The sequence below is a fragment of the uncultured Algimonas sp. genome (assembly GCF_947498175.1).
In the GTDB taxonomy this organism is placed as follows: domain Bacteria; phylum Pseudomonadota; class Alphaproteobacteria; order Caulobacterales; family Maricaulaceae; genus Litorimonas.
This window is the reverse complement of record NZ_CANMJB010000001.1, coordinates 334198-348238: the sequence shown is the minus strand read 5'-3', so window position 1 is coordinate 348238 and position 14041 is coordinate 334198. Positions and strand designations below refer to the sequence as shown.

Annotated in this window: 18 protein-coding genes and 2 tRNA genes; 9 read left to right on the top strand and 11 right to left on the bottom strand. The window is 64.7% G+C overall.

Annotation, left to right across the window (positions count from 1 at the left end; genetic code table 11):
- The first annotated feature begins 71 nt into the window (after positions 1-71).
- From Q0718_RS01715 to Q0718_RS01700, 4 genes are all read left to right on the top strand, one after another.
- Entirely contained in the window at positions 72-497 is a 426-nt protein-coding gene (locus Q0718_RS01715; protein ID WP_298912536.1) for a TrkA family potassium uptake protein, read from the top strand.
- 11 nt (positions 498-508) lie between these two features.
- Positions 509-1831, top strand: coding sequence for a potassium transporter TrkG (locus tag Q0718_RS01710; RefSeq protein ID WP_298912533.1), 1323 nt, complete (start codon positions 509-511; stop codon positions 1829-1831).
- Between the two features lie 76 nt (positions 1832-1907).
- Positions 1908-1983: transfer RNA gene (locus Q0718_RS01705), tRNA-Phe, on the top strand.
- Between the two features lie 50 nt (positions 1984-2033).
- The gene (locus tag Q0718_RS01700) at positions 2034-2840 is read left to right on the top strand and encodes a hypothetical protein (protein ID WP_298912530.1); all 807 of its coding nucleotides are present in this window, start codon (positions 2034-2036) and stop codon (positions 2838-2840) included.
- Here the strand turns inward: Q0718_RS01700 and yacG are convergent.
- The 9 genes from yacG to Q0718_RS01655 form a co-directional block, all read right to left on the bottom strand.
- A complete protein-coding gene (yacG, locus tag Q0718_RS01695) occupies positions 2837-3013 on the bottom strand; it encodes a DNA gyrase inhibitor YacG (protein WP_298912527.1) in 177 nt (58 codons plus the stop codon). The two genes, Q0718_RS01700 and yacG, sit on opposite strands and share 4 nt — an antisense overlap.
- Positions 3010-4026, bottom strand: coding sequence for a ribonuclease E/G (locus tag Q0718_RS01690; RefSeq protein ID WP_298912524.1), 1017 nt, complete (start codon positions 4024-4026; stop codon positions 3010-3012). The genes yacG and Q0718_RS01690 overlap by 4 nt, the downstream gene beginning before the upstream one ends.
- Positions 4023-4601 (bottom strand): Maf family protein, encoded by a 579-nt coding sequence (locus Q0718_RS01685; protein WP_298912521.1) that lies wholly within the window; start codon positions 4599-4601, stop codon positions 4023-4025. The genes Q0718_RS01690 and Q0718_RS01685 overlap by 4 nt, the downstream gene beginning before the upstream one ends.
- A 17-nt stretch (positions 4602-4618) precedes the next feature.
- Entirely contained in the window at positions 4619-4837 is a 219-nt protein-coding gene (gene infA, locus Q0718_RS01680; protein ID WP_189499413.1) for a translation initiation factor IF-1, read from the bottom strand.
- An 89-nt stretch (positions 4838-4926) separates the two neighbouring features.
- Positions 4927-5325 carry a low molecular weight phosphatase family protein gene (locus tag Q0718_RS01675; protein ID WP_298912506.1) on the bottom strand — a complete coding sequence of 133 codons (399 nt, stop codon included), beginning with the start codon at positions 5323-5325 and terminating at the stop codon, positions 4927-4929.
- Complete coding sequence (locus Q0718_RS01670; RefSeq protein ID WP_298912503.1) at positions 5322-5819, bottom strand: UPF0262 family protein; 498 nt, start codon at positions 5817-5819, stop codon at positions 5322-5324. Before Q0718_RS01670 ends, Q0718_RS01675 begins: the two co-directional genes overlap by 4 nt.
- Positions 5816-6232 (bottom strand): DUF2948 family protein, encoded by a 417-nt coding sequence (locus Q0718_RS01665; RefSeq protein ID WP_298912501.1) that lies wholly within the window; start codon positions 6230-6232, stop codon positions 5816-5818. The genes Q0718_RS01670 and Q0718_RS01665 overlap by 4 nt, the downstream gene beginning before the upstream one ends.
- Positions 6233-6244: 12 nt before the next feature.
- Positions 6245-7516, bottom strand: a complete 1272-nt coding sequence (gene murA, locus Q0718_RS01660; RefSeq protein ID WP_298912499.1) for a UDP-N-acetylglucosamine 1-carboxyvinyltransferase — start codon at positions 7514-7516, stop codon at positions 6245-6247.
- Positions 7517-7549: 33 nt separating this feature from the next.
- Positions 7550-7717, bottom strand: coding sequence for a hypothetical protein (locus Q0718_RS01655; RefSeq protein WP_298912497.1), 168 nt, complete (start codon positions 7715-7717; stop codon positions 7550-7552).
- Positions 7718-7839: 122 nt separating this feature from the next.
- Here Q0718_RS01655 and Q0718_RS01650 point away from each other — a divergent pair.
- The 4 genes from Q0718_RS01650 (at position 7840) to Q0718_RS01635 (ending at position 12420) form a co-directional block, all read left to right on the top strand.
- Positions 7840-7914: transfer RNA gene (locus tag Q0718_RS01650), tRNA-Thr, on the top strand.
- 136 nt (positions 7915-8050) lie between these two features.
- Positions 8051-10192, top strand: coding sequence for an ATP-binding protein (locus Q0718_RS01645; RefSeq protein WP_298912495.1), 2142 nt, complete (start codon positions 8051-8053; stop codon positions 10190-10192).
- 84 nt (positions 10193-10276) lie between these two features.
- Positions 10277-11971, top strand: a complete 1695-nt coding sequence (locus tag Q0718_RS01640; protein ID WP_298912492.1) for an amidohydrolase — start codon at positions 10277-10279, stop codon at positions 11969-11971.
- Positions 11968-12420, top strand: coding sequence for a GNAT family N-acetyltransferase (locus Q0718_RS01635; protein ID WP_298912489.1), 453 nt, complete (start codon positions 11968-11970; stop codon positions 12418-12420). Before Q0718_RS01640 ends, Q0718_RS01635 begins: the two co-directional genes overlap by 4 nt.
- Here Q0718_RS01635 and Q0718_RS01630 read toward each other — a convergent pair.
- Positions 12401-12886 (bottom strand): YajQ family cyclic di-GMP-binding protein, encoded by a 486-nt coding sequence (locus tag Q0718_RS01630; protein WP_298912486.1) that lies wholly within the window; start codon positions 12884-12886, stop codon positions 12401-12403. The genes Q0718_RS01635 and Q0718_RS01630 overlap by 20 nt on opposite strands.
- A gap of 142 nt (positions 12887-13028) precedes the next feature.
- Here Q0718_RS01630 and Q0718_RS01625 point away from each other — a divergent pair, with 142 nt between their 5' ends.
- Positions 13029-13451: a hypothetical protein gene (locus Q0718_RS01625; protein ID WP_298912484.1), complete on the top strand. Its 423-nt coding sequence runs from the start codon at positions 13029-13031 to the stop codon at positions 13449-13451.
- On the opposite strand, the gene Q0718_RS01620 is transcribed toward Q0718_RS01625, so the two are convergent.
- Positions 13448-13996, bottom strand: coding sequence for a hypothetical protein (locus Q0718_RS01620; RefSeq protein ID WP_298912481.1), 549 nt, complete (start codon positions 13994-13996; stop codon positions 13448-13450). The two genes, Q0718_RS01625 and Q0718_RS01620, sit on opposite strands and share 4 nt — an antisense overlap.
- Positions 13997-14041: the final 45 nt, after the last annotated feature.

Here is a 14041-nt window from a genome sequence, read left to right as displayed (position 1 = left end):
AACCGCTGTTAAAATTTAGGAACACAGAGCCAAGTGAGTCGTCCTATGAGCGGGAAGATACTGGAGACCTCATGTTCACATCCAAAAGCAGCGTGGCCGTCATCGGCCTCGGAACCTTCGGTATCGCGCTGGCCCGGTCCCTGACCGAGAAAGGCGCGCGCGTCCTGGGCATCGACACCAGCCAGCACCTGGTGGACCGGTTCCACGCCGAATTGGACAATACGATCCGGGCCGACGCCACGGATGAGCGCGCCTTGCGCGAATGCGCCATCGACGATCAGGACATCGTCGTCATCGCCATCGGCTCCGACGTGCAGGCCTGCCTGCTCGGGACTTATACCGCCAAGAAACTTGGCGCGGAACGGATCTACGCCAAGGCACAGACGCACGCACAGAAAGCGATCCTGGAATCGATCGGCGTCGACGGCGTGATCATGCCGGAAATGGAAACCGGAGAGCGGGCCGCCGAGGACATCCTGTCCTCGCCTGAATCGTGAGGGCCTGAACCGTGAGAGAATGGCTCGACGGCCTGCCGACCCCGCTGAAGATCGCGGTCGCCTATCTGGCCTTCGTTGCGTTCGGGACGTTCCTGCTCTGGCTGCCGGTCAGCTCCCATGCGGGGCTGAGCGTGTCCGAAGCCGCATTCACCGCGACATCGGCCGTCACCGTGACGGGACTGTCCGTCATCGATGTCGGCGCGGAGCTGACCTTCGCGGGCGAGTTCGTCCTGTTGCTGCTGATCCAGTTCGGCGGAGTCGGTCTGATCACGCTGACCGTTTTCGTGCTTTCGGCGTTGGGCATGACGGTCGGGGTGGAACGGTTGACGCTGATGCACAGCGAGATCGGCGCCGGAAAGCGCACACGCATCCTCAAGCTGATCACCCGCATCGTGAAGATCGTCATGGTCGGACAGGCGCTCTGCGCCGCTATCCTGGCCTGGCTGTGGATTCCGGAAATGGGCTGGCGCGACGGGCTGTGGATGGCGGTGTTCCATGCCGTGTCCGCCTTCAATCATGCCGGGTTCGATCTGTTCGGCAACAGCCTGAAGGATTTCGCGACCGATCCGTTCGTGTTGCTGACCGTCTCCATCACCTTCGTGCTCTCCTCGCTGGGTTTCATCGTCTATGCCGATTTGCGGCATGGTTGGCGGTGGGCGCGGCTGAACCTGCATACGCGACTGATGCTCGTCGGCACAGCCGTGCTGATCGTCGTGCCTGTCGCTCTTTTCATCCTGCTGGAACGCGACAATCCGCAGACTTTGGGCCAGACGGCGAGCGGGCTGGAAATGTTCGGGCTGGCTTTCTTCCAGAGCGTGACGCCCCGCACGGCCGGTTTCGCCGCCGTCGATACGGCGTCCCTGGAAGACGCCACGACCTGGATGACGATGATCCTGATGACCATTGGCGGCGGGACCGGGTCGACGGCGGGCGGCATCAAGGTCACGACCATCATCGTGCTGTTGCTCGCCGCCGTCGCCTATTTCCGGCAAACACGCCACATCCGCATCTTCAGAACCTCGGTGGACAGGCGCCAGGTCCACAAGGCGATGACGCTGGGCATCATCGCCGGTCTCGTCATGTGCGTGACGACCTTCGTCCTGCTGGCGACGCAGACGACCGACATGATCGACACGATGTTCGAGGCGACGTCCGCCCTCGGCACCGTCGGCCTGTCGCGTGGCATCACCGGCGATCTGGACCAGACGGGCCGGACGACCGTGATGATCCTGATGTTCCTGGGACGGCTCGGCCCGCTCACGCTTGGCTACCTCATCGCCTCGCAGCGGCCGCCTCTGACGCGCTATCCGAACGGTGAAATACACCTCGGATAAAGGCGGTCATTCGACGGCGAAACGCGGTGGACAGGCCGGATCGGCCTCCCTATAGACGCGCGTCCATGATGGATGGGCCCGAATAGCTCAGTTGGTAGAGCAACGGATTGAAAATCCGTGTGTCCCTGGTTCAAATCCAGGTTCGGGCACCATTCCCCTTCCTGTTTCCCTGACTGCCGCGATCCGCTAGCCTGTCCCGATCATGGCCCGGTTCGATCAGCTCATCTCCCACAGGTTCCGCGGCTTCGCCGACCATGAAAGCACGATGGACGGGCTGACGGCCGCCTTGGATGCGGGCGTGCAACAGATCGAATTCGACATCCGCATGAGCCTGTGCGGCACGCCGCTCATCACCCATGACGAATCAAGCCTGACGGAAGACGGAGAGCTCCTCAGGCTCTGCGACATCCGCGCCGCGCGACTGCACGAGCTGGGCGGCGAGTTCGCCCGCATGCCCGTGGCGGCCGAGCTGTTCGCAGCGATTGCCGCGCACGGGAACCGGACCTGCCGGATCCTGATCGACGTCAAGGATGCAGGCTTCGAAGAGCAGCTCTACGCCTTGTGCGCCGAACACGGATTGCGCGACCGTGCGCTCTGGGTCTCGTGGCTTCCAGAAGTCCTCTATGGGATGCATGATATCGACGGTGGCGCGCGGACATGCCTGTCCCACTGGTGCCGCAGGCCCGGTCGCGCCGTCCGGGCCGTTCATGCCGTCTACGAAGCCAATCTCGGCCATATCGACCGACCGGAACGGCGCTATGCCCACGGCGAGCGCTCCGGCTGGTTCGTGGACGGGCCGCTGCGGGGCGAGTTGCGCGACATCGTGGATTGGGTCTGCGTTCCGGCGGACCAGATCAGCGCCGCACTCGTGGACGACTATCATGCGGACGGCACGCAGGTCAGTGCGTTTTCCTACGTCGCCGCGGTGGACATCGAGCTGTCCGAGGCGCGCTACGGCCACGACGCCTTTTTCTGCGACGCGCGGGAGCCGTTCGACAGTCTGCGTTAGTCGTTCGCCGGATCGGGCAGAGTGTCTCCGTCCGGCGCGCGCTCCTGCGTCGGAATGGCGTAGCCGCCCTTGAACCAGCGACCCAGATCGATGTCGGCGCAGCGTTTGGAGCAGAACGGCCGGTAATCGGCGACGACGTCGCGTGTCTTGCAGATCGGGCAGGTCCGGCTCATCGGTCGCTCCTCGCCTCCACGGTCTCGCCGCGCTCCACCGAGAAGCGGGCGCCCAACCGTTCGGTCATCGGCGTGCGCCAATCGAACGGCGGTTCGTCCAGCCAGTTCCCAATCGCATCCGTCACGCTCAGCACGAGCTGCGCCCCGCCCGACGCCTTGCCTTCGCGTTCCAGCCGCCGCAGCGCGCGGATCGCCTGCGTCTCGACCGTCGGCTCGCCGAAGCGGTCGTTCAGCTTGGCGTCGATGGACGGGCCGTCCTGGCCGCGCGTCATTTCCACCACGCCGAACCTTGAAAAGGGCGCGATGCGGAGGCTCGCAGGGTCGGCTTCGGCCGCATCCTCCATCAGGCGGATCACGGTCGAACGCTGCCGCGGCTGGCGCAGATTCGGAAAGTCGATGGCGATCAGGCCGCCGAGCCCCCGCAAGCGCAATTGGTCGAGGATCAGCTTAGCGGCATTGGTGCTGCAATCCATCCCCGTCTTGGCGCCGCCCTTGTCCACATCCACGGCGATCAACGCCTGTGTGCGGTCGATCGTGATCGACCCGCCGCCCGGTACGGCCAATGTGCGTTCCGTGGCGTTGTCCAGGATGCCGACCGGCGCGTCTTCGAACGCGATGCCCGGAAAGCGGCGGCTCAGCCTCTGTTTCAGGTCCAGCGCCTCGATCACCCCGGGCGCGTCGCGCGTGGGGTCGCCGGCATAGCGCACGACCGGGCCTTTTTCGGCAATGGATTGTTTGGCGATGACGACATCGACCGATTGCCCTTCGGTCAAACGCGGCATGTCTCTCTGACCCTTGAAGGACAGCAGCGCATCCGGCCCCTTGCCCAGCGCCATCCAGATGCCGCCGATCGAGGCGTCGATGGACGCGGCCTGCGCGGTCCAGCGTTCGCCGATGCGCGGCGTGTGGAAGTCCGACCAGCGGTCCAGATGCAACTCCACCAGTTTGCGGCCTTCATAGACGGCGGCGCGGGTTTCGCCGACCGCCTCTTCGATCACGGCGCGGCGTTTCATAGGCTCACTCCGGCGGTTTTCAGCATTTGTGCGGTCTCGTAGACCGGCAACCCGACGACGCCGGTGTAAGACCCGGACAGGAACGGAATGAAGGCCCCGGCTCGGCCCTGAATGCCATAACCGCCCGCCTTGCCGTGCCATTCGCCGCTGTCGAGATAGGCGTTCAGTTCCGCGTCCGACAGGCGTTTGACCTTCAGCCGCGTCTCGCTGAGCTTGCTGCGCGAAACGCCGTTCGCATCGACCACGCAGACGCCGGTGAAGACGCGGTGCGCGCGACCGCTCATCAGGCGCAGGCAGTCCTCCGCCTCGCCGCGGTCCATCGTCTTAGGCAGGATGCGCCGCCCGACGCCGACCACCGTGTCTGCGGCCAGCACGACCCGCCCGGCAAAGCGCTGGGAGACGATCGCGGCTTTTTCGGTGGCAAGGCGGCGCGCATGCGGGCCGGGCAATTCGCCGGGAATGGGATCTTCGTTGATGTCGGCCGGTTCGACGCAGTCGGGCGCCAAGCCGATCTGGGCGAGGAGTTGCAGGCGGCGCGGGCTCGCACTGGCCAGGATGAAGCCGTCACCGGACATGACGGTACGCCCGGACGCTATTTGAATCGGTAGGTGATCCGACCCTTGGTCAGGTCGTACGGGGTCATTTCGACGGTGACGCGGTCGCCGGCCAGCACGCGAATACGGTTCTTGCGCATCCGTCCGGCCGTGTGGGCGATGATCTCGTGATCGTTCACCAGCTTCACGCGGAATGTCGCGTTGGGAAGCAGTTCGACGACTTCCCCTTCGAATTCGAGTAGTTCTTCTTTGGCCAAAACCTATCCTTATGCATCGCCGCGACGCGCGGCGCTTCCATGTCGGGCGCTATATAGGGGCTTTGCGCGCATCCGAAAGGGGAAATGCACTAGGTCAGGCGATCGAGCCGATTGGCGATGACCGACCGGATGGCGCGATAACCGTCCATGACGGCGCGCACATCGTAACTGCCGGAATCCGGCATGGGCAGCGACCAGAGTTCCACCGGGGCGTCCGGACCGAACACGGCCTTCGATGCGGCGAAGGTTTCGTCGGTGAACGCGATGATGCGATCGAACGGCTCATCCGCCATGGACTGGAGCGATTTCGGATCGTGTCCGCTCATGTCGATCCCGACTTCGCGCATCACCGCCATCATGAGGTCGTCCGGCTCCCCCGGTTCCAATCCGCAGGACACGGCCTCGAACCCTTTCCGGCGGGCCAGGCCTTCCGCCATGGGCGAGCGCACCATGTTCAAATGGCAGACGAATAGAAGGCGGCCGGTCACGCGGGCCGCCTGTGCAGCGCGCAGATCAGGGTGAAGAGCCGCCGCGACGTATCGAAGCTCACCTCCGCCTGGTTGCGCAAGCTATCGGCCAGCAGGCGCGAGCCTTCATTGTGCAGGCCGCGCCGGCCCATGTCGATCGCCTCGATCTGGGCCGATGTCGCGGTGCGAATGGCGTTGTGATAGCTCTCGCAGATCATGAAATAGTCCTTCACGATGCGGCGGAACGGCACCATCGACACCGCGAATTTCCCGCGCGGCACGCCCAGCGTCGTTCCGACATCGAAGGTCAGACGGCCATCGTCGAGCGCCAGCCGCACCATGTAGGGACCGGTCGGAGAGCCCTTGGGGCGGAACTGGTTGTCCTCGATCAGGTCGAAGATCGCGACGCGGCGCTCATGCTGCATTTCGGCCGAGGAAACCGGCAGGCTGGCATCGTCGATGTGAAGCTCGGCGATGTAATGGTCGCCGGCCTGGAAATCGGCCTCTTCCGTCACGCGTCCTCATGCCGGGGTTCGGACTTGACGGGACGCGGATCGCCCGTGTCCGAGAGCAGCAAGTCCAGCCCTTCGACGTTCAGGCGCAACACTCCGCCGCCGGCGAGTATGAGGTCCGCGTGACCGGCCGGCGCGTCACCGGGTTCGAAAGCCAGGTCCAGCACGACCATGAAGGCGTCCGGCTCGCCGCGTTCGATGCCGCGGCTTTGCAACGACATGACGCCGTCCACGCGCAGCCCGCATTCCACGCGCTCCCGGCGGCCGGTCTCGTGGCGGTAACGGCTCAGCCGCATCGAAACGGACCGGGCGACGGGATCGAAGCGGATATCGCCCACACGCAGGATCGCATCCTGCAGCGCGGCGGCCACGACTTTCAAGTCGTCCGCGTCGTTGGCTATGAGTTTCAATGGCATAGACGGTTCAGCTCATCCTTCTTCGTCCGGCATGCGCCTGATATGGGCGCCGCAATTGCCGAGCTTCACTTCGATATGTTCGAACCCGCGGTCCAGATGATAGACGCGCGAAATATGGGTTTCGCCCCGCGCCGCCAAACCGGCATTCACCAGGCTGGCCGAGGCGCGCAGATCCGTCGCCATGACCGGCGCGCCGACATATTCGGGCACGCCCCTGACGATGGCTTCGCGCCCCCGCACCGTGATGTCCGCGCCCATGCGGATCAGCTCCGGACAATGCATGAACCGGTTCTCGAAGATGTTCTCGCGGATGATCGACGTGCCGTCCGCCAGCCCGACCAGCGCCATGAACTGCGCCTGCAGGTCGGTCGGGAAACCCGGATAGGCCGACGTGTCGATATCGACCGGGTTGGGCCGTCCCGTGCCACGTTCGATCAGCACCGAATCGTCGTCCAGGCTGACGCGCGCGCCGGCCTGGGCGATCAGCGGCCATAGGGCGCCGAGATGATCGTGGCGCACATTCGTCAACCGGACCGATCCGCCCGCCGTCGCGGCGGCCAGCGCGTAGGTTCCGGCCTCGATCCGGTCCGGCACGACCGAATGGGTGGTCCCCGACAGGGAGGCGACGCCTTCGATCCGGACTTCGGAGCGTCCGGCGCCCGTGATCTTCGCGCCCATCGCATTCAGGCAGTCCGCCAGATCCACGATTTCCGGCTCTCTTGCGGCATTCATCAACACGGTTTCGCCCTTGGCCAGCACGGCGGCCAGCATGGCATGTTCCGTCGCGCCGACGGAGACGAAGGGGAACGAAATCTCCGCGCCTTTCAGACCGCCCTTGGCCGAAGCGATGACATAACCCTGTTCGAGTTCGATCTTCGCGCCCAGCGCCTCCAGCGCCTTGAGGTGCAGATCGACCGGGCGCGCGCCGATCGCGCAACCGCCGGGCAGGCTGACCCGCGCCTGGCCCTCGCGGGCGAGGATCGGGCCCAGCACGTTGAACGAGGCGCGCATCTTGCGGACCAGGTCGTAAGGCGCTTCGGTCCCGGCAAGGTCCGGTGCGTGAAGTTTCAAGGTCGAATCGCCGTCTTGCTCGACGCTGAGCCCGAGATGTTCCAGCAATCCGCCCATGGAGCGCGTGTCGCGCAGCCGCGGCATGTTGGTCAGCGTAACCGGTCGGTCCGTCAGCAACGGCACGGCCATGAGCTTGATGGCGGAGTTCTTGGCCCCGCTGATGCGAATTTCCCCGCGCAGCGGATAGCTGCCTTCGATTACGATCTTGTCCATAGAGCGGCGGCATGACGCGCGGACCCGCCGCAATCAAGGCTGTGGTGCGTCTTTTTCGGGTTTTTCGGGCTTTTCGGTGCAAGCCGTCTTGCGCGCCGCCGCCTTGCGTCGCCGCAAGTTGGCGCGCAATTGCGCGGCCAGACGCTCTTCGCGCGTCATCGGCCCGCGCGATTTGGCGCCGTCTTTCGAAGCCTCTGCCATCGCGTCCATCCTAGCGGCGCGAAAGGGGTTTTCAATGCCGGGAGCGCAAGTTATAGCGCGGCGCCTTCGAACCGGATCGGCCCCGCGTGGATCGGCACCGAACAGGGATCGAACGACGGCACGCCGCGGTAGCTCAGTGGTAGAGCGCATCATTGGTAATGATGAGGTCGAGAGTTCAATTCTCTCTCGCGGCACCAGCCTTCCCGGCTTGCCACTCCAGGCCAGTCCCCCAGACCAATCTCCCAGGCCCGGTCCGCATCTTAACGCCCTCTTTCCCTTTTTCTGCGATTCCAGGCCTCAGTAAGTGTTGGCAGCCGATTGCGACGGGGCATTTTGGACGACTCGCGGGAATACGAACAGGTCGACCGGCGCACATCCATCAGGCGCAAGGAAGACTATTTCTGGCTGAAGCGGCTGGCCGATCTCACCGGTGAGGCCTGCCTGGCCGTCAACCGCCGGATGGATATCGAATATATCGACGACAAGGTCTTCGACGTCCTGCGCATGGATCCGCCTGCTTCGGGCACGATCACGAAACTCGGCCAGCTGACCGGCGTGATGGCCGAACGCGGCTATTTCGGCAAAGGCGACCCGAAAGTGTTCGAGGCGCTGATCTCCGACCTGCTGGTCAATCAGCGCCTCAAACAGGCCAAGGCCACCCAGATCATCAACGCCGTCACCCCGTCCGGGCAGCATATCGACATTCGCGTCAGCCTGGGCCGCGACGACGGCTATCTGATCCTGATGCGCGACACGACGGAGCAGGAGCTGCAACACCGCGTTCTCGAGGCCGCGCTGGAGATCGGCGAGAGCGGTTATTGGTACTACAACATCAAGACCCGGGACTTCTATGTCCGCGCCGATTCGCTGCGCCAGCATTTTTCACCGGAGAACCATGCGCGCATCTTCAAGGAGGGCTTCACCCATGCGGTCCATCCGGACGATGTGGCGTTGGTGCGGTCGACGATGTCGGAGACCATTAAGTCCTGTCGTCCCGCGCACGGCATCATCCGTGTGATCGGAGACGACGGGAACGTCCGGCACCTCAAATCCAGCATCATGCCCAATGTGGACGAAAGCGGGAAAGCGCGTTCGCTCTGTTGCTTCTTCACCGACATCACCAAGCAGATCATGACTGAAGCCGCCCTGCGCCAGGCTCAGCAGGAGGCCGAGAACCTGCTCGGTCTGAACAACGACTTCCTCGGCCGCATGTCGCACGAAGTCCGCACGCCGCTCAACGCCGTCATCGGGATCGCCGACGCGCTGGTCAACAATTCCCGCGATCCGGAACTGACGCCCCAGCTCAAGCTGATCCAGAGTTCGGCCGAGCAGGTGATGGTCATGGTGGACGACACGCTGGAACACGCCAAACTGTCGGAAGACGCCGTCGAGCTGGACATCCGCGATCTCTCGCCGGGCGACCTGGTCAGGTCCATCTGCAGCAAGTGGAGGCCGCGCGCGGAGGCGAACCAGGTGAAGCTGACCTGCACGGTCCATGAAGACGTGCCCGCCACGGCCGCCCTCGACGGCTACCGGCTGGAGCAATGCCTGGGCAACCTGTTGTCCAACGCCATCAAGTTCACGGCCGGAGGAAAGGTCCAGGTCCTGCTGGCCCCGACCGGACAGGGCGAGAAGCGCCACCTGATCCTGGCGGTGCGCGACACCGGCATCGGGATGACGGAACAATCCATCTCCCAGATCTTCCTGCCGTTCAAACAGGCCGACAAGTCGATTTCCAGCCGCTTCGGCGGAACCGGGCTCGGCCTGTCCATCGTCAAGGATCTGGTCGACCTGATGGGCGGACGGATCAACGTCACGTCAGAGCATGGCAAGGGCACGGTGTTCGCCATATCGTTGCCGCTCGCCATGGCGGAGGCCCGAACCGGGCCGCGCCCTGTGCCGAAGGCGGCGGCGGAAGCCGAACCGCGCGAATTACGAGCCGAACCATCCGCGTCACCGCAGAATGCGGAGCCTGTCACGGTCCGGTCTTCCCCGCCTGAGACGACCGTCGAACAGGCGCACCCCCCTGCCCCAGCCGGTACGCCGGACGCGCCATCCGATCCCGACAAGCCCTACGGCGACGTTCGCGTCCTGATCGTCGACGACAATGCCACCAACCACATCGTCGCCAGCTCCCTGCTGGCCCGCGTCGTGGGGGAGATCGAGACCGCGCTCAACGGCCAGGAAGCGATCGACATGCTGAAGAAAAAGCGGTTCGATCTGGTGCTGATGGACATTCACATGCCGGTCATGGACGGCATCGAAACCACATTGGCCATCCGCAGCGAACCGTCCGACTATCAGAACGTGCCGATCATCGCGTTGACCGCCGACCCGCAATACCAGCAGGCGCGGCTCTGCCGGAACATCGGCATGAACGCCTCGCTCGGCAAGCCGATCAAGCTGGCCGGGTTGATGCAGGCCTTCGAGGACGTGCTCTCGGAAGACGGCAAATCCGTCGCCAGCGCCGCCTAGACGCCACGATCGACCGGAACACGCCTTACCGAACGGTCACATGACCGGCTGACACCGCGCATCGGCCCCGCTATGGCGTACGTCATGAAAACTTTCCTACATGCGGTTTCGGCCGTGCTTCTTCTCTCCGCCTGCGGTCAGGCCATGACGCCGGCGGCACCGTCCGTGGCCAGCGTCGAGGGCTGGTGTTTCAGCGGCGGCCCGATCCATACGGCGGACGATCTTCGGCCGCGCGCCGAGGCGGTCGCGGTCGTCGGCGAGACGATCGCCTATGTCGGCGCCGCCGAGGGCGACTGGTGCCCGGACGGAGCGGCGACCTATGACCTGGCTGGCGCCGCGCTCTATCCCGGCCTGACGGACGCCCATGCCCATCTGATCGGCATCGGTGCGCGGGAGATGGAACTCGACCTGTCCGGCGTCACCTCCGTCACGGAGCTGCAGGACGCCGTGCGCGAGGTCGCGCGCGACCTGCCGGTCGGCGAAACGATCCATGGCGACGGCTGGATCGAAACCCATTGGCCGGAGGGCCGCTTTCCCACGCGCGACGACCTCGACGCGGTGACGACGGATCATCCGGTCGTCTTGCAACGCGCCGACGGGCACGCCTCTGTCGTCAACAGCCTCGCGCTCGAGCGCGCCGGGATCGACGAGATGACCGAAGCGCCGTTCGGCGGGGCCATCAACCGCCGGGACGACGGCCGTGCCGACGGCATGCTGATCGACAAGGCGCAGGACCTGGTTGCGGATCTGGTCCCCAAGATGGACGCGGCCGGACGCGAACGGGCCTACCGGTTGGGCGCGGAGGTCTATGCCTCGCGCGGCTGGACCAATATGCATTCGATGAGCGTGGACCGCGACGATATCGAGCTGATCAACCGGATGGCCTCGGACGGCGACATCGGCATCCGCGTCTACAATTCCATCGGCGTGCCCGAACGCCGCCCCGGCGAACGCGTCCGAACCATGCGCGGCGGCCTGTCTGCCGGAGCGCCGACGGTCGTCACCCGGGCGGTCAAGCTCTACGCGGACGGCGCGCTCGGATCGCGCGGCGCGGCCCTGATCGAACCCTATGCCGACGATCCGGACAATCACGGGCTGATGACGCTGGAACGCGACCGCGCGCTGCCCATCTTCCAGAGCGCCCTGCGCAACGGCATCCAGGTCAACACGCACGCCATCGGCGACCGCGGCAACAAGGAAGTGCTGGACTGGTACGAGGAAGCGTTCGCGACCGTCCCGCGCGGGGAGTGGGCCGTGGCGGAGCCGCGCTGGAGGATCGAGCACAGCCAGATCCTGGATCCGGCGGATATTCCGCGTTTCCGCGAGCTCGGCGTCATCCCCTCCATGCAGCCCAGCCATGCCATCGGCGATCTGCACTTCGCCGTGGACCGGCTCGGCCCGGACCGGCTGACCGGCGCCTATGCCTGGCGCGCCCTGATCGATAGCGGCGTCGTGATCGCCGGCGGATCGGACGCCCCCGTCGAAGTCGGCGATCCGCGCATCGAGCTCCACGCCGCGATGAGCCGCACCGACCTGTCCGGCTACTCCAACGAGGACTGGAACGTAGACCAGCGCGTCACGCCGCAGGAAGCGCTCAAGATGTTCACCCTCTGGCCGGCCTATGCCTCGTTCCAGGAAGACAAGCTCGGGTCGATCGAAGTCGGGAAGAAGGCTGATTTCAGCGTGTTCGACCGCGACATGCTTGATCCGGGCATCGAGCCGATGGACGCGGAAGCCGTCATGACGATGGTGAATGGCGTGGTGATTTGGAGTCGATGAGCGAAGCGGTTAGTGTCGACGCGGGGCACTCGCCCTCAAGCCAAGATACGGCCGAATTGCTGGACCGGCTTTCGGCGTTCAACCGCAAACAAGTTCCTGATCTGCAAAGAAGCACGGACGCCATTCCGTGCTTCGTCAGCGCCAAGACGGAAGACGGCACGCTGGTCGGGGCCATAAGCGGGCGATGCCTTTGGAATACGCTGCATATCGACCTGTTCTGGATAGAAGACGATATGCGGGGCCAAGGTCTTGGCCAAAGGCTGCTCTCAGCCTGTGAGAGACTCGCGATCGGACGAGGTTGCGTGAATGCCTATCTCGAAACCTTCAGCTGGCAAGCCAAGCCGTTCTATGAAAACGAGGGCTACCGCCTACTCGGCACGATCGAGGACATGCCCATCGGGCACGCCACGCACATGCTGACGAAAAGGCTCAGTCCCGGAAGTTCTTGAACTGCACCGGCTGTTCCAGGCCCATATCCTTCACGAACTGGATCGCGGTCTGCAAATCGTCGCGTTTCTTGCCGGTCACGCGCAACTCCTCGCCCTGGATCGCGACTTGAATTTTCATCTTCGAGCCCTTGATATCCTTGACGATCTTGCGGGCCATGTCGCGGTCGATTCCTTCCTTGACCGTGATCGTCTGGCGGACGCTTGCCCCGGCGGCGGGTTCGGGGGTGTTGTAGTCGAGCTGGCCCGGTTCCACGCCGCGCTTGGACAGGTGGCCGCGGATCAGCTCCTGGACCTGCTTGAGCTTCAGATCGTCGTCGGCGAAAACCTTGATCGCCCCGTCCGCGACCTCGACCGTGCTCTTGCTGCCTTTGAAGTCGTAGCGCGTGCCGACTTCGCGCATCACGTTCTGAACGGCGTTGCGGACTTCGGCCAGGTCCACTTCGGATACGATGTCGAATGACGGCATGGGAGACTCCTTCGGTGTTTCGTTCCGCTGGAATCGGGGTCCGGGCCGCGAAAGGCAAGCCCTAACCGGAGTCCGACGCCGTGGCTGACCGCATCCGGAAAGCTTGCTATGGGGTCCGGGTCTTCCAGAGCGAAAGTGTCCGATGCCCCGTTTCCGCGCCGCCTTAGTCCTTGCAACGCCAGCCCTTGCGATCCTCGTCGCCTGCGGCGGGCCGTCCGACCGCGAGCCGGACATTCCCGTGCAACCGGTCGTCACGGACGCGCCGGAGCCCGCACTCACCCAACCTGAAACGCCCGCCATCGATGTGCCGGAAGCCGGACCCACTGCTTTCACTTGGCCCGCCAGCCTCGCCCCGTTCGGTGACGGCTACCTCGATGCGGACGATCCGTGCCGACGCGTCGGCGAATCGGCGGCGATGGCGGAGCATCTCGACCATGAACGCGATCTGGTCGGCTGTCCCGGCGATTGGGAGAGCCGCGCCGTGCTGGATCTGATGCAGCGCCGGAACGCGGAAATCGTCGGCGAGGTGGACGGCGTGACGCTGGTCTCCGTCGAACGGTCCTAACCCAGCAGCCGCTTCGCCACCTCGGCCCAGTCATCGACGCGGTCATAACCTGTCTCGTCGCGGTTGTGCGGCGCGGTGTAGAGGAGCGGCTTGCCCTTGAAGCCGTCGAAATGCTTGACGCTGTCGTCGATCAGCCAGTCCGTGCCCATCACCTGCTTGTAGCCGCAGAAGACGAATAGTTTCGGATCCAGGAACGGGAAATGCTCGTGCAGCCAGGCGATCTTTGGCGGGATCGTGTCGGGATATTCCATGGCCGCCGTGCAGATGACGACGGCGTAGCGCTCGTGGAGGCGCTCCACCACGTCGCGGCAGCCCGCCATTAGCGGCAACTCGCGCATCAGTTCGCCGTTGGCGACCAGATCCATCATGGCCCGGCGCGGCTCGCCGTCCAGCTGGTCGCGCAGCGTCTTGAAGCTTTCGTCCGCCAGCTCCAGCCCGTAGCGGTCGTTCAGCCAGTCGCAGAGATAGGCGCCCGTGTCGGCCATGACATGATCCATGTCGATGGCGACCTTGGGCCGGGACAGCAATTCGGTCTTGTCGGGCATGTCGAGCTTCCAAAGAAAACGCCGCCCGGAACGGCGGCGCTGTGA

Coding starts and splice junctions, on each gene's coding strand:
- Q0718_RS01655 (WP_298912497.1), bottom strand. CDS start 7,717: ATGGCAGAGGCTTCGAAAGACGGCGCCAAATCGCGCGGGCCGATGACG.
- Q0718_RS01690 (WP_298912524.1), bottom strand. CDS start 4,026: ATGAAACGCCGCGCCGTGATCGAAGAGGCGGTCGGCGAAACCCGCGCC.
- Q0718_RS01620 (WP_298912481.1), bottom strand. CDS start 13,996: ATGCCCGACAAGACCGAATTGCTGTCCCGGCCCAAGGTCGCCATCGAC.
- Q0718_RS01700 (WP_298912530.1), top strand. CDS start 2,034: ATGGCCCGGTTCGATCAGCTCATCTCCCACAGGTTCCGCGGCTTCGCC.
- Q0718_RS01640 (WP_298912492.1), top strand. CDS start 10,277: ATGAAAACTTTCCTACATGCGGTTTCGGCCGTGCTTCTTCTCTCCGCC.
- Q0718_RS01715 (WP_298912536.1), top strand. CDS start 72: ATGTTCACATCCAAAAGCAGCGTGGCCGTCATCGGCCTCGGAACCTTC.
- Q0718_RS01665 (WP_298912501.1), bottom strand. CDS start 6,232: ATGCCATTGAAACTCATAGCCAACGACGCGGACGACTTGAAAGTCGTG.
- murA (WP_298912499.1), bottom strand. CDS start 7,516: ATGGACAAGATCGTAATCGAAGGCAGCTATCCGCTGCGCGGGGAAATT.
- yacG (WP_298912527.1), bottom strand. CDS start 3,013: ATGAGCCGGACCTGCCCGATCTGCAAGACACGCGACGTCGTCGCCGAT.
- Q0718_RS01625 (WP_298912484.1), top strand. CDS start 13,029: ATGCCCCGTTTCCGCGCCGCCTTAGTCCTTGCAACGCCAGCCCTTGCG.
- Q0718_RS01630 (WP_298912486.1), bottom strand. CDS start 12,886: ATGCCGTCATTCGACATCGTATCCGAAGTGGACCTGGCCGAAGTCCGC.
- Q0718_RS01635 (WP_298912489.1), top strand. CDS start 11,968: ATGAGCGAAGCGGTTAGTGTCGACGCGGGGCACTCGCCCTCAAGCCAA.
- Q0718_RS01685 (WP_298912521.1), bottom strand. CDS start 4,601: ATGTCCGGTGACGGCTTCATCCTGGCCAGTGCGAGCCCGCGCCGCCTG.